This is a genomic window from Sphingomonas abietis (assembly GCF_027625475.1).
GTDB classification, from domain to species: domain Bacteria; phylum Pseudomonadota; class Alphaproteobacteria; order Sphingomonadales; family Sphingomonadaceae; genus Solisphingomonas; species Solisphingomonas abietis.
In genome coordinates this window covers 2,464,874-2,478,642 of sequence record NZ_CP115174.1, presented here as the reverse complement: position 1 = coordinate 2,478,642, position 13,769 = coordinate 2,464,874, and the positions used below count along the sequence as shown (strand labels likewise).

Annotated in this window: 12 protein-coding genes; 2 read left to right on the top strand and 10 right to left on the bottom strand. The window is 66.9% G+C overall.

The genetic code is table 11. The features are described 5' to 3' along the window. From PBT88_RS11710 to lepB, 6 genes are all read right to left on the bottom strand, one after another. Positions 1-444 (bottom strand): MarR family winged helix-turn-helix transcriptional regulator, encoded by a 444-nt coding sequence (locus tag PBT88_RS11710; RefSeq protein ID WP_270075528.1) that lies wholly within the window; start codon positions 442-444, stop codon positions 1-3. 132 nt (positions 445-576) lie between these two features. Continuing rightward, entirely contained in the window at positions 577-3,339 is a 2,763-nt protein-coding gene (locus PBT88_RS11705; RefSeq protein ID WP_270075527.1) for a porin family protein, read from the bottom strand. Between the two features lie 97 nt (positions 3,340-3,436). Then, positions 3,437-4,117, bottom strand: a complete 681-nt coding sequence (locus tag PBT88_RS11700; RefSeq protein ID WP_270075526.1) for a peptidylprolyl isomerase — start codon at positions 4,115-4,117, stop codon at positions 3,437-3,439. A 70-nt stretch (positions 4,118-4,187) separates the two neighbouring features. After that, a complete protein-coding gene (gene era, locus PBT88_RS11695) occupies positions 4,188-5,111 on the bottom strand; it encodes a GTPase Era (RefSeq protein WP_270075525.1) in 924 nt (307 codons plus the stop codon). After that, positions 5,108-5,773, bottom strand: coding sequence for a ribonuclease III (gene rnc, locus PBT88_RS11690; RefSeq protein WP_270075524.1), 666 nt, complete (start codon positions 5,771-5,773; stop codon positions 5,108-5,110). The genes era and rnc overlap by 4 nt, the downstream gene beginning before the upstream one ends. Beyond that, the gene (gene lepB / locus PBT88_RS11685) at positions 5,770-6,549 is read right to left on the bottom strand and encodes a signal peptidase I (RefSeq protein WP_270075523.1); all 780 of its coding nucleotides are present in this window, start codon (positions 6,547-6,549) and stop codon (positions 5,770-5,772) included. The genes rnc and lepB overlap by 4 nt, the downstream gene beginning before the upstream one ends. Before the next feature lie 227 nt (positions 6,550-6,776). On the opposite strand from lepB, the gene gor reads away from it, so the two are divergent. Then, the gene (gene gor, locus PBT88_RS11680; RefSeq protein ID WP_270075522.1) at positions 6,777-8,123 is read left to right on the top strand and encodes a glutathione-disulfide reductase; all 1,347 of its coding nucleotides are present in this window, start codon (positions 6,777-6,779) and stop codon (positions 8,121-8,123) included. Between the two features lie 68 nt (positions 8,124-8,191). Continuing rightward, positions 8,192-9,955, top strand: a complete 1,764-nt coding sequence (locus PBT88_RS11675) for a retroviral-like aspartic protease family protein (RefSeq protein ID WP_270075521.1) — start codon at positions 8,192-8,194, stop codon at positions 9,953-9,955. Between the two features lie 16 nt (positions 9,956-9,971). Here PBT88_RS11675 and PBT88_RS11670 read toward each other — a convergent pair whose 3' ends face one another. The 4 genes from PBT88_RS11670 to acs all read right to left on the bottom strand — a co-directional run bounded on the left by PBT88_RS11670 (position 9,972) and on the right by acs (position 13,698). Beyond that, a complete protein-coding gene (locus PBT88_RS11670) occupies positions 9,972-10,595 on the bottom strand; it encodes a hypothetical protein (RefSeq protein ID WP_270075520.1) in 624 nt (207 codons plus the stop codon). 260 nt (positions 10,596-10,855) lie between these two features. Continuing rightward, a complete protein-coding gene (locus PBT88_RS11665; RefSeq protein ID WP_270075519.1) occupies positions 10,856-11,248 on the bottom strand; it encodes a hypothetical protein in 393 nt (130 codons plus the stop codon). Positions 11,249-11,403: 155 nt separating this feature from the next. Next, entirely contained in the window at positions 11,404-11,730 is a 327-nt protein-coding gene (locus PBT88_RS11660; RefSeq protein ID WP_270075518.1) for a hypothetical protein, read from the bottom strand. A gap of 87 nt (positions 11,731-11,817) precedes the next feature. Then, the gene (gene acs, locus PBT88_RS11655; protein ID WP_270075517.1) at positions 11,818-13,698 is read right to left on the bottom strand and encodes an acetate--CoA ligase; all 1,881 of its coding nucleotides are present in this window, start codon (positions 13,696-13,698) and stop codon (positions 11,818-11,820) included. Positions 13,699-13,769: the final 71 nt, after the last annotated feature.

The window sequence follows — 13,769 nt, the reverse complement described above, 5'->3', positions numbered from 1 at the left end:
TCATTCGTCCACCAGCTGTTCGAGCAGCGGGATCGCGGCGAGGAGCTGCGCCTGCTCGGACGGAGAAAGCCGGTCGCCGATGGTACGGGCGAGCCAGTCCTGCCGTGCCGCACGACCTTCGCTGATCCACGTCCGGCATTGATCGGTCAGCGACAGCAAGGTCTGCCGGCGGTCGGCCGGATCGGGCGCGCCGCGCAGCAGGCCGGCACTCTCCAGCGCGGCGACGACCGCCCCCATCGATTGCGGGCGCATCCCTTCCAGCCGGGCGAGACCGGAGGTCGTCGCCGGCCCGTCTTTTTCCAGCCGCAGCAGCACGGACGTCTGCGACGGGGTCAGATCGCCGACGTCGGCCTGCTCCCGCAGGCGGCGTTTCAGCTTGCCGACAATGCGGCGAAGGCGGTGCGCCAGCGTCGCCGCAGGCGGTTCAACAGAGGAATGGCTCATGGGAATCGTCTATATAGATAGACAGGAAAACTGCAAAGCTAAACTTCATATATCGAGAAGGTGCGAGCGCCCCCAGCACGCGCGAGATCGGACGGCGATCCGCCGTCGGACCCGTGCCGCTCGCACGATCCGTTAGAAAAACAGCTTCCTGATGCTGATCTTGATCGAGCGCCCGGTCGGATCGAGATAGGCGGGCTGATAGCTGATCGGCGTCTCGCCATTGGCGTCGCGGACATGCTGGCGGCTGTCGAGGATATTGGTGACCGCCAGGGTGACCCGCATCCCGCGCGCCCAGGCATGCTTCATCAGCGCGGGATTCTGGCCGAGATCGGCGAACAGCCGCAGATTGACGGTGGCGAAGTCCGAGAAATGCAGATTGCCGGTGGCGCTGTCGGTGCCACCATCGACGGTGGTGCCGCTTTGCCACTCGCCGGTCAGCCGGACGCCCATGCCGTTGTTGGTGGCGCCGAGCTGGACCTGGACGTCATGACGCGGCTGCCCGCCGCCCGACCCGGAGGTGCCGCCGTCGAGCAGGTCGAGCGTCGGCCCGCCGGCCCGGGTGAGGATGTCATCGCGGAAATACCAGGTATGATAGACCGAGAATTGGAGCCGGCCACCGCCGCCGCCAAAACCGCCCCGTCCACCACCACCACCGCCCCCGCCGGGACCACCGCCAAAGCCACCGCGATCGCCGCCGCCGCCGCCGCCGCCGCCGGACGCCGCGCTCCGATCGCCGCCGCCGGACGCCGCGTTGCCGCCGTTCGGTGCGGCGTTGCCCCCCGGCGGCGGGCCGCCCCCTGGGGGACGGCCGAAGCCGCCTGCCGCACGCAACGCCCGAAAGGCGTCGACCACTTTCTGCGACGTCTTGAGCTTGCGCGTATAGTTGAAGCCCCAGCGCAGTTCCTGCCGCCGTTCGCGGGCGAGATTGACCGGGCGGACGTCGATCGTGGTGAGATCGCCATCCTCATCGCGGGTGAAGCGATCGGGAAAGGCGGCTTCGATCGCGGCGGTCGGCGAAGGCAGCGCCGCGATCGCGTTGCGGATGGTCGAATGGACATAATCCGCGCTGATCGTCAGATCGGTCTGCGAAAAGGGCTTCAGGTTCAGGCCGAGCTTCTCGACATGGCGGCTGTCGGCCCGGAGATCGGGGTTGCCGCCGGCGATCTGGGTGACGTCGACGGTCTGCCCGGTGCGATAGTCGAACACCCGGGCGCCCGGTGTCACGATCACCGGATTGCCGAGCTGCTGGATGGTCGGCGCGCCGCGATCATGGGTGGCGGACGCGACGACGCTGATGCCGTCGCGCGGCGTCCAGTTCGCACCATAGCCGAGCGTCCACAGCGTGCCGAAATCGGAGAGCTGGTCGATCGCGACATTGGCATTAGCGGTGATGTCGCCGATCGCGCCGAGCACATGGCGCCGGCGGCTGGTCAGCGGCAGATCGACATTGAGCTGTCCGCTGGCATCGCGGCGCGACAGGCTGCTGTCCTGCGTGCTCCCGGCGCGGGTCGAGCTGCTCTCGAAGCCGGTGTCGGTGAGGCCGATCTTGACCGTGGTGGAGAAAGGACCGGCCGGCACGTCGAACAGCGGGCCATTGCCGACGAACTGGACGTTGCCGCTGTTGGAGATGCCCTTGGCGCGGGTGGTCAGGGTGCCGCCCAGCCGGCTCGCCGGGATCGTGCCGAACGGGTTGAGCGTGGCGTCGCCGGCGTCCAGCGCGGTTTGCAGATCGGCGGTATCGAGGCCGGTCTGGGTGACGGTGCGGCTTTCGGCATGATCATAATTGCCGGTCAGCGACAGCCGCCACTTGGCGACATCGGCGTTGACGGTGGCGCCGAGATGGCCGGTGATCGTTTTCGCGCTCTGCTTCAACGGATCGCTGGAGAGGTAGCGGTAGAGCGCGATATCCTCGCCGAACGGGTTGAACGGATCGCTGGAGGGCACGAGCAGATTGGAGCCGGCGAGGCCCAGCAACGTATCGCTCTGGGTGGCATCGAAGGTGCCGTTGAGCGTGCTCGTCACCGTGCGGGACAAGGGGTGCGCCAAGACGGCGTTGAGCGTTGCCTCCTTGGTCGCGGGGGCGAGCGTGCGATAGGGCGAGACGTCGGTGACGTTGGCGACGCCGGCGTTGAAATCGCCCAGCGTCGGCGTACCGGTCGCGGCGCCAGCGCCGACACCGGCGATGGTCGCCCCGCCCAGCGCATCGAGGCTGCCATCGCTCGCCTGGACATTGCCGGCCCGATCATAAGCGCGGCCCGCCGAGCGCGAGATCAGATTGCGATCGCTCTCGCGCAGATTGTCGCTGCCCTGCACCTTGGCGTCGATGTTGAGCCGGTCGTCGCCATGGATGCGGGTGAGGGTGAAGTCGCCGAGGCCGTTGGTGCCGCCGCCATCGGTGGTGGTGGCCCCGTCGCCCTGCGCCGTCACCGCCCGGAAGCGGCGGCGCAGCACGATGTTCACGACCTTCTGATCGGCCGAATAGCCATATTTGAGCGCGACCTCTTCCGGCAGGATGTCGACGCGCAGGATCGCCTCGGTCGGCAGGTCGCGGATTTCGGAGAAGCTGGAGATGCGGCGGCCGTTGAGCAGCACTGCCGGTGCCTCGCCGCCGCGGCCGCGTGCCGAGCTGATCTGCGGCGCCAGCTCGTTGAGCAGATCGGCGACCGAACTCACGCCATAGGCGCGGATATCGGCCGGGCCATATTGCAGTTCCGGCGGGATGTCGCCGACCACTGCGCCGGGCTGGGCCTGATGGCCGCCGTTGACGACGATATCCTGGGGTTCGTCGCTGTCTGCCGGTGCGGGCGGTGCCTCCTTCTGGGCGATCGCCGCGCACGGCATCAGGTTGGCAAGCATCCCCAGCGCCACGAGTCCGTGGCCCATATTTTTACGCACGTCCGGATTTCCCCACCCTTGAACGAACCGCGTTTAGCACAATTGCGCCCGGCCGTGATTGCATCCCTGCAAGAGGAACGGAAACGTATCGGAAATGTCAGGGCGTGGCCGCTGCCGGCGCCGCTGCGGTGTCGGGGGCCGTGATCGCTGTGGTGGTGCGGCGTGCGGAGAGGATCTTGACCGGGGCGGCGATCATCTGGCCCTTCATCATGCCCGCGCCCTTGTCGGGATCGGTCGGGGCGTCCAGCAACCGGCGGACGACATCCATGCCCTGCACGACATGGCCGAACACGGCGTAACCCGGCTGATTGGCATTGGCATCCATGCCGGGCGAGGCGCCGACCATGATGAAGAAGTCGCCCTGCGCCGTGTTGGGGGCGTTCATCGCCATCGAGATCGCACCATCGACATGGCTCAGGCCGGTCTGACTGGTCGGCTCATGCTTGATCGGCGGGAAGGCCAGCTTGGGATTTTGCGAGATGCCGCCCTGGACGAGGCCGAACCCGTCCCCGACCTTGACTCTGCGATAGAATGTCGTGCCGTCGAACCGCTTGGCATCGACATAATGGAGGAAGTTGGCGGTGGTGATCGGCGCCTTGTCCTTCTCCAGCGCGAGGATGATCGGGCCGGCGCTGGTGGTCAGCGTCACCTGCACGGTGGCCGCCGGCAGCGGCGCGGCGGGTGGCGGCGTGGGCGCCGGCACGGCCTGGCCAAAGGCGGCGCCGGCGATCAGCATTGCGACGGGAAGGGCGGAGGCGAGGGAGAATCTGCGGATCATGGCGATCAGCCTAACCCAGCACGTTCCGCTCGCGAAACCGCAGAATATACCCCGATGGCCGACGCGGCGATCAATCCACCCAGTCGAGCCCGATCTCGCGATAGAGGCCACGATCCTCCTCCCAGTCCGGCTTCACCTTCACATGGAGGAAGAGGTGGACCTTCTTGCGATCCAGCACCGTCATCAGCTCGGTACGCGCGCGGCTGCCGATTTCCTTCAGGCGGACGCCACGGGCGCCGAGGATGATCGCCTTCTGGCTGTCGCGCTCGACCAGGATCTGCTGGTGGATCGCGACCGATCCGTCGCCACGCTCCTCATATTTCTCGGTCTCGACGGCGCAGGCATAGGGCAGCTCGGCGTGGAGCTGAAGATAGAGCTGCTCGCGCGTCACCTCCGCCGCCAGCATCCGGTCGGTGGCGTCGGAGACCTGATCCTCGGGGAAATGCCACGGCCCTTCGGCGACACGCTTGGCGAGCAACGTCTTCAGCTGCGGGATGCCGTCGCCGCTGCTCGCCGAGACGAACAGGATATCCTCGGGCGAAAGCTGTTCCTGCAACGCCTGCGCGGTGGCGAGCAGCTTCTCCTTGGGGGTGACGTCGACCTTGTTGAGGATGACGATCTTCGGCTCGGCGCGCTTGGCGAGGGTATCGACCAGCGGCTGCACGCGCTTGGTGAGGCCAGTCTTGGCATCGATGACGAGCGCGATCACGTCGGCATCCTCGGTGCCGCCCCAGGCGGCCGCGACCATCGCGCGATCGAGCCGGCGCTTGGGATCGAAGATGCCCGGCGTATCGACCAGCAGGATCTGGCTCTGGCCCTCGATCGCAATGCCCATCAGCCGGACGCGGGTGGTCTGCGCCTTGGGGCTGACGATCGCGACCTTCTGGCCGACGAGCGCGTTGACCAGCGTCGACTTGCCCGCATTGGGGGCGCCGACGACGGCGACCAGGCCGCACCGCGTCGGGCCGCTCGGCGTGGGAGTGGCGTCGGTCATTTCAGTTCCTTGAGCATGGCGCGGGCGGCCTCGGTTTCGGCCTCCTGCTTGGAGGTGCCCTTGCCCTCGGCGCTCATGCGGCCGGGGATCGAGACGGTAATGGTGAACACGGGCGCATGGTGGGGGCCGCCGCGATGGGTGACCTCATAGACCGGCGGGCGCCATTGCTTGGCGGCCACATATTCCTGCAACTCGGCCTTGGGATGCTTGGGCGCCTTGCCCTGGGCATGGACCCGGTCGCCCCAGGCCTTGCGGATGAAAGCGCGCGCGCCGTCGATGCCGGCTTCGAGGAACAACGCGCCGATCAGCGCCTCGACGACATCGCCCAGCACATAGGTGCTGAACTGCGCGCCGTCGTCGCGGGCCTGCTTGCCGAGGCGCAGATGCCGGCCGAGATCGAGATCGCGCGCGATCTCGGCGCAGGTCTCGCCCGAGACGAGCGCGTTGAGGCGGCGGGAGAGTTGGCCCTCGGGCTCGGCCGGGAACAGGGCGAACAGCCATTCGCCCATCACCAGGCCGAGTACGCGGTCGCCGAGAAACTCCAGCCGCTGATAGCTGTCGCCGGCATGGCTGCTGTGGGTGAGCGCGGTCAGGAACAGGGCAGGGTCGCGCGGCTCGTGGCCAAGTGCCTGTGTCACCTCGCGTGGCGGCAGGTCAGTCATCGGAACCCTCTCCCGATCCGGTTGGACCGAAGCGCCCGCCACCAGCTCGCCGGGTTCAGCCAATGGGCCGATCCATCGGTGGACCAGATCGTGAAGAGCGCGCGGCCTTCGAGATTTTCCGCCGGCACCATGCCGATGCCATCGCCGGCGACCGCCGGAAAGCGGCTGTCCGCCGACATGTCGCGATTGTCGCCCATCATGAAATAATGGCCGGCCGGCACGGTGAATATCGGGGTGTCATCCTGCGGCGTGTCGCCCTGATCGAGCACGTCGTAGCTGATGCCATCCGGCAGCGTCTCGCGATAGCGCGCGAAGCGGCAGTCGGGCTTGCCCTCCGTCGTCGCGCCCGGCCCGTAAGGCGTCTCGACGTTGGGGATGGTGCTGCATTCGGTGTTGGCTGCCATCGGGATGACGAAATCGCTCTCGCGGACCTTGGGCACGGCCTTGCCGTTCAGCCACAGCACGCCGCCCTTCATCTGGATGCGGTCGCCGGGCAGGCCGATCAGCCGCTTGATATAGTCGGCATGATCGTCCGGCGGCGCGCGGAACACGACGACGTCGCCCCGCGCGGGCGAGGCGCCGAACAGACGTCCGTGCAGACCGGCGGGCGCCCAGGGCAGGCTGAAGCGCGAGAAGCCGTAGGGCCACTTCGCCACCATCAGATAATCGCCGACGAGCAGCCGCGGCATCATCGATTCGGACGGGATGCTGCGTGGCATGATCACGAAGCAGCGCAACGCCAATCCCATCAGCGCGACGGAAAGGACGAAGCGCACGGCGCCGCCCCAGCCTTCGGAGGAACGGCGGCGGGCGGATTTTGCGGGATTCGATAGCGTGACGGGCACGTTCGGGCTTTGGGCAAGCGCCGCGCCGAGGTCAAGCGGTGTAGAGGGCCTCGGAGACGGATCGCTGTCTGTTCGATGTCTGTGATCGGTACAAGCCGTTGGCGGACGCGGTCATGATCGCTACATCGCGCTCATTCCCGCAGTCCCAAGGAGCTTCCATGTCCGATCATGATTTCGACCTGTTCGTGATCGGCGGTGGCTCCGGCGGCGTGCGGGCGGCCCGGATTTCGGCCGCCCATGGCGCCAGAGTGGCGATGGCCGAGGAGTATCGGATCGGCGGCACCTGCGTGATCCGCGGCTGCGTGCCCAAGAAGCTGCTGATCTACGGTGCCCATTTCGCCGAGGATCTGAAGGACGCCAAGCGTTTCGGCTGGCAGGTGCCCGATTGCGACTTCGACTGGGCGGTGCTGCGCGACAATGTGCTGGCCGATGTCGACCGGCTGGAGGGGCTCTACCAGAACACGCTCGACAGCCATGGTGTCGAGACCTTCCGGCAGCGCGCCACCGTGGTCGGGCCGCATGAGGTCGAGCTGGCGGACGGCACGCGCAAGACCGCGCGGATCATCCTGATCGCCACCGGCGCGCGTCCGTCGATCCCGGTCTGTGAAGGCGCGGAATATGGCATCACCTCGAACGAGGCCTTTCATCTGGACGCGATACCGAAGCGGATCGTGATCGGCGGCGGCGGCTATATCGCCAACGAGTTCGCCGGCATCTTCAACGAGTTCGGCGCGCATGTGACGGTGGTGAACCGCGGTGGCGACATCCTGCGCCACTATGACGAGAGCGTGCGCGACCGGTTGCTCCAGATCTCGATCAAGAAGGGGATCGATTTCCGCTTCAATGCCGCCTTCGAGAAGGTGGAGAAGCAGGCGGATGGCACGCTGCTCATCCATGCCGCAGGCCATGAGCCGATCGTTGCCGATTGCCTGATGTTCGCCACCGGCCGCCGTCCCAACAGCGAGGGGCTGGGCCTGGAGGCGCTGGGTGTCGAGGTCAGCGAGCAGGGTGCGGTCAAGGTCGATGAGGACAGTCGCACGGCGGTGCCGTCGATCTTCGCGGTCGGCGACGTCACCGATCGGGTTCAGCTGACGCCGGTCGCAATCCGCGAGGGCCATGCCTTCGCCGATACCCAGTTCGGCAACAATCCGCGCCGGGTCGATTATGACTGCATCCCGTCGGCGGTGTTCAGCCACCCGCCGATCGCCGCCGTCGGCCTCACCGAGGCGCAGGCGAAGAACAAATATGGCACCGTGAAGGTCTATTCGTCGGACTTTCGGCCGATGAAGAATGTGCTGGCCAACCGCAACGAGCGGTCGCTCTACAAGATGGTGGTGGACGATACGACCGGCCGGGTGCTCGGCCTCCACATGATCGGGCCGGATGCCCCGGAAATCCTCCAGGCGGCGGCGGTCGCGGTGAAGGCGGGGCTCACCAAGGCGCAGTTCGACGACACCGTGGCGCTGCACCCGACGATGGCGGAGGAGCTCGTCCTCCTCAAATAGGATATCGCTGGTCGGCGAGCGCGCCAGCGGACTATGGTTGCCTCCGCTTCGAAGAGAGCGGAGGGACCGTGCATTATCTGGCCTGGATCGGGGTGCTGCTCGTCGTGCCCGCTGTCGTCGCGAATCCCGCTGCGGCAGCCGTGAAATGCTCGATCGGCGAGGTCGCCGACCTGCCCGTCACGATGGACGATCTCCGGCCGATGGTGAGCGTCGGGATCAACGGCACCAGCGCCCGCTTTCTTGCGGACAGCGGCGCTTTCTTCAGCGTCATCTCGCCGGGCAGCGCCGCCAGCTTGGGGCTTCCGGTCGGCAGTACGCTGGGGGTGACGATGCGCGGGATCAACGGCGATGTCGCGATCTCGCTGACCAAGGTGAAGCGCTTCACGCTTGCCGGTCTCGATATCCCGAACGTCCAGTTCATCGTCGGCGGCAGCGAAGTTGGAAGCGGCGCCGGCGTGCTCGGGCAGAATATATGGGGCGCCGCCGGCGACGTCGAATATGACCTGCCGCATGGCATGATCCGCCTGATGAAGGCCAAAAATTGCGGCGATCTTGGAATGGCCTATTGGACGGACGGCAAGCCCTATTCGGTCGTCGAGATCGCGGCGCGCAATCCGGCCAACCCCCACACCGTTGGCACCGTCCTGGTCAACAACGTCAAGGTCCATGCCACCTTCGACACCGGGGCGGCGGTGTCGATCCTCTCGCTCGATGCCGCGGCGCGGGCGGGGATCAGGCCCGACAGTCCCGGCGTGCGGCCGGGCGGGATGATGGGCGGTGCCGGCCGCAATCTCGTCCGCACCTGGATCGCGCCGGTGGACAGTTTCAAGGTCGGCGACGAGGAGATTCGCAAGTCGCGTATCCGCATCGGCAAGCTCGAATCCGACACCGATATGCTGGTGGGCGCGGATTTCTTCATCGCCCACCGCGTCTATGTCTCGAACAGCCAGCATCGCCTGTTCCTCAGTTATGAAGGCGGGCCGGTGTTCAATCTGACGGCCCGGCATGAAGACGGCCAGGGCGATACCGTGACGTCTCCGGATTCTATGGCGGCAACGCCCACCGATGCGGAAGGCTTCGGCCGGCGCGGCGCGGTATCGCTGGCGCAGCATGATATCGCCGCGGCGCTCTCGGATTATGGCCGGGCGATCGATCTGGCGCCGAGCGAACCACGCTATCTCGTCCAGCGGGCGACGGCCTATCTGCAGGCGGACCAGCCCGCGAAGGCCCGCGCCGATCTCGATCGGGCGCTCACCCTGTCGCTGACCGACGTGCCTGCCTTGATGCTGCGGGCCGGGCTTAAGGTTCGTCAGGGGCGTATCGCAGGCGACGCGGCCAGCGATCTCGATGCCGCTGCCCATGTCCTGCCGGTGGCGGCGGACGAACGGCTCGCGATCGCGTGGCTCTACGATGAGATCGATCTGCCGGATAGGGCGCTCGCCCAGTTCGCCCTGTGGATCAAGGCGCATCCGGACGATCAGCGCCGGCCGGAAGCCCTGAACGGCCGCTGCCGATCGCGGGCGCTGCTCGGGCAGGATCTGTCGAGCGCGATGGCGGATTGCAACGCGGCGCTGCGGGCGCGCCCTGGTGTGCCCGAGTTCCTTGCAACCCGTGGCCTCGTCGCATTGCGACAGGGCAATTTCGCCAGGGCGATCAAGGATTATGATGCCGGGCTCGTCCATGCGCCCCGGATGGCATGGGCGCTTTATGGGCGCGGCATCGCCAAGCTGCGAACCGGGGATGCCACCGGCGGCAAGGCGGATATCGATGCCGCGATCCGGCTCGCGCCGAAGCTGCCCGAGCGCGCCAAGGGCTTCGGCATCACGGCCTGATCACCAGCAGGGGTGTTTACCGCGTCGCGTCGCAGGCGCTCGCATCGCCCTGTTCGCAGGCATAGGTCCGCGCCTGCCAATCGGCGATGCGCTGGGCATAATCGGCCTGCCGGTCCTGATATCGGGCCATGTCTTGGGCGTGGCGGGCGAGTTCGGCCTGATAGCGGGCATGGTCGGCCGCATAGCTGCCGCCGCTCGATGCGCGCGGTACGTTGTTGTAGCCGGACCGGATCTGGCGGTTGAGAGCGGCAGTACGGGCACGATCGGCACGGTGCGCGGCATCGTTCGGGCTGCCCTGATCGACCTGATCCTGACGGGCATAAGGTCTGGCGCTTTTCCCGCCATCGGCAGGCGCCGCCCGCGATCCGGCTTCGTTGCCCGATCCGCCATAGCCGCCGCCATAAGGATCATAGCCATAACCCTGCGGGACCGGCGGCGGAGCCGGGGTCTGGTCGACATGATGATGAAGGTCGGCCGTGCCATAGGTTTCGGACGTTCCGCCGCGCCATTGGGCGTCATTATCCTGATAGGTCGGCATCTGTCGCGGTGCCACCGCCGATGTGGGGGCGGACGCCGGGGCGTCCTGGGCCTGGGCCGCGACCGGCAGCAGAAGCACGATGGCAAGAAGCGGGCGATACACAGCAGACCTCCGAGACGGACGCCCTGCTGTATAGGCCAAAGACTACTGGTCCGCTAATCGCGCGGGATCGGGGCTGATCGGCGCGGCGTTCGGCCCATCGGGGCGGGGATATCCGGATGCGTCCAGCGCATCGGAGCCGATCCGGAACGCCCACCATCTCCACCAGATACGGTAGCGGATTCGCCGATGGATATCCCCGATCCGGCCGGGGATGTTTTGCCATGTCCGCATCGCCGCACCTCGCGTCATCCTGTGCGGCCCTATCGGAAGCCGACCATCGTCCGCAAGATCGACTCGAAGGCCACGGCGGTTGCGGGTGGGGCGTGCAGCGATGCGTCGGCGAGCCGGCTCCTCGCGCTGGCGGGAACGGTCAGCAGCGCCGCGCCGACGATCAGGCTCAAAGCCGACAAAAACCGTATGTCCCAGATCCGCGCGAGCAGGACGAGAAGCAGGAAGGCGGCACAGAATAACCAGCCGGCGATGCCCCACGCCACTATCGCCGGCGATATGCCGGCACGCTCCGCCGACAGCAGCACGGCGATGCCCAGGGCAAGCGTCCATGGTGCGTCCCCCCGCAACAGGGCCTGCACGCCGCAGATGGCGAACCCGCCCACGAACAGGAGATACATCCAGGAAACCGGCAAATCCGCCATACATCTTACGCCATGCTACGAGACTATGGCGTGCTAACGTAAGCGGATCGAACCGGCTCCCCTCGCTCTGCGGCACCTGTCCCATCGCGGATCAGTCGAGCCGATGCCGTCCATTCGCCAAACGGCATCGGCGTGCCGCGGCGGCGCGCTATTTCCTATCGGCAGATCACCGTGACGGTCGTGCCGCTGCCCTGGGTCATCTTGCGGACCATCAACGGACCCTTGCCGGGGCCGCAGAAGAGCTTGATACCGCCGCTCGGCACGGTGGTGGCGCCCGAGGACGCAGCCGATTTCGCGAGCGCAGGCTTGTGGGTGGTCGCCTTCCGGCTCGCCTTGCCATGATGAGAGCCATGCGTGGCCGCAGCGGCATGATGTGCTGGCGCCTTGGCATGATGGGTCTTCCCGTGATGGGTCGCCAGCGCAGGCCCGGCGCCCAGCGAAAGGGCGGCGAGGGCGCCCCATCCGACGATCAATATCCGCATCTCTATGCACTGCCTTTCACGTTGTTTGGCATATCATCGCGGTGGCGCCGGATCATGGCAAGACGGCACCGGCGGGTGGTTTGCGGCTCAACCCACCCGGTTTTTCACGAGATCGTCCACCACCGCCGGATCGGCGAGCGTCGAGGTGTCGCCGAGCGCGGCGATCTCCCCCTCGGCGATCTTGCGGAGGATGCGGCGCATGATCTTGCCGGAACGGGTCTTGGGCAGACCCGGTGCGAACTGGACGGCGTCGGGCGTCGCGATCGGCCCGATTTCACGGCGCACCCAGTCTCGCAGCGCCTTGCGCAGCGCATCGTTCGGTTCGATCCCCGAATTGAGCGTCACATAGGCATAGATGCCCTGACCCTTTACATCATGCGGCATGCCGACGACGGCGGCTTCCGCCACATCATGATGGAGAACCAGCGCGCTTTCCACTTCCGCGGTGCCCATGCGATGGCCGGAGACGTTGATCACGTCGTCGACGCGGCCGGTGATCCAGTAATAGCCGTCCTCATCCCGCCGCGCGCCGTCGCCCGTGGTGTAGACACCGGGGAAGGTGCGGAAATAGGTATCGAAGAAACGCTGCTCGTCGCCCCACACGCCGCGCATCATGCCCGGCCATGCCCGTGCGATCACGAGGTTGCCCTCGGTCGCACCATGCAACTCATGGCCATCGCCGTCGAGCAGCCGGGGTTCGACGCCATAGAAGGGCAAGGTCGCCGATCCCGGCTTGGTCGGGGTGTCGGGGAAGGGGGTGATCATGTGGCCGCCGGTCTCGGTCTGCCACCAGGTATCGACGATCGGGCTGCGGCCGTCGCCGACGACGTCATGATACCAGCGCCACGCCTCGGGGTTGATCGGTTCGCCGACGGTGCCGAGCAGGCGGAGGCTGTCGCGCGACGTCGCCTTCACCGGATCGTCGCCCTCCTTCATCAGCGAGCGCAGCGCGGTCGGTGCGGTGTAGAGCGTCGCGACCCGATGACGATCCACCACCTGCCAGATGCGGGCCGGCGTCGGCCAGTTCGGCACGCCCTCGAACATCAGCGTGGTCGCCCCGCAGGCGAGCGGACCATAGACGATATAGCTGTGCCCGGTCACCCAGCCGATATCGGCGGTACACCAGAACACCTCGGGCGCCCGATAACCGAAGGTGGTGGCGAAGGTCAGCGACGCCCACAGCAGATAGCCGCCGCTGGTGTGGACGACGCCCTTGGGCTTGCCGGTCGAACCCGAGGTGTAGAGGATGAAGAGCGGGTCTTCGGCCTTCATCGGCTCGGGCGGGCAATCCGCGGACACACCGGCGGCGGCCTCGTGATACCAGATGTCGCGGCCGGGCTGCATGGTCACCGCGCCGCCGGTGGCGCGGACGACCAGAACCTTTTCGATGCCGGGGAAGATGCCGGCCGCCTCGTCGATGCAGGCCTTCAACGGCACGCGCTTGCCGCCGCGCCGGCCTTCGTCGGCGGTGATGACGAAGGCGCTGCCGCAATCCGCCATGCGCCCGGCCAGCGCGTCGGCGGAGAAGCCGCCGAACACGACCGAATGGATCGCCCCGATCCGCGCGCAGGCGAGCAGCGCGAAGGCGGCCTCCGGGATCATCGGCATATAGACGGTGACGCGATCGCCCTTCTTCACCCCTTCCGCCTTCAGCACATTGGCGAAGCGGCAGACCTCGGCATGAAGCTCGCGATAGGTGAAGCGCAGCGGTTCGGCCTGGGGATCGTCAGGCTCCCAGATGATGGCAATCGTATCGCCGCGACTGGCGAGATGGCGATCGATGCAATTGGCCGAGACGTTGAGGACGCCATCCTCGAACCAGCGGATATGGAAGTCTTGTTCCTCGAACGACCAGTCGCCGGCGCGGGTCGGTGTCTCGATCCAGTCGAGCCGATCGGCCTGCTCCAGCCAGAAGCTGTCGGGTTCGTCCAGCGAACGCTGATGCTGCGCGCCACGGCTGTCGGTCATATCGACTCTCTCTCCTCATCCTGCATGGGTTTGTGCTGGCGCCGCCCGGTCAGCGCAAGTGGCTGGAAGAA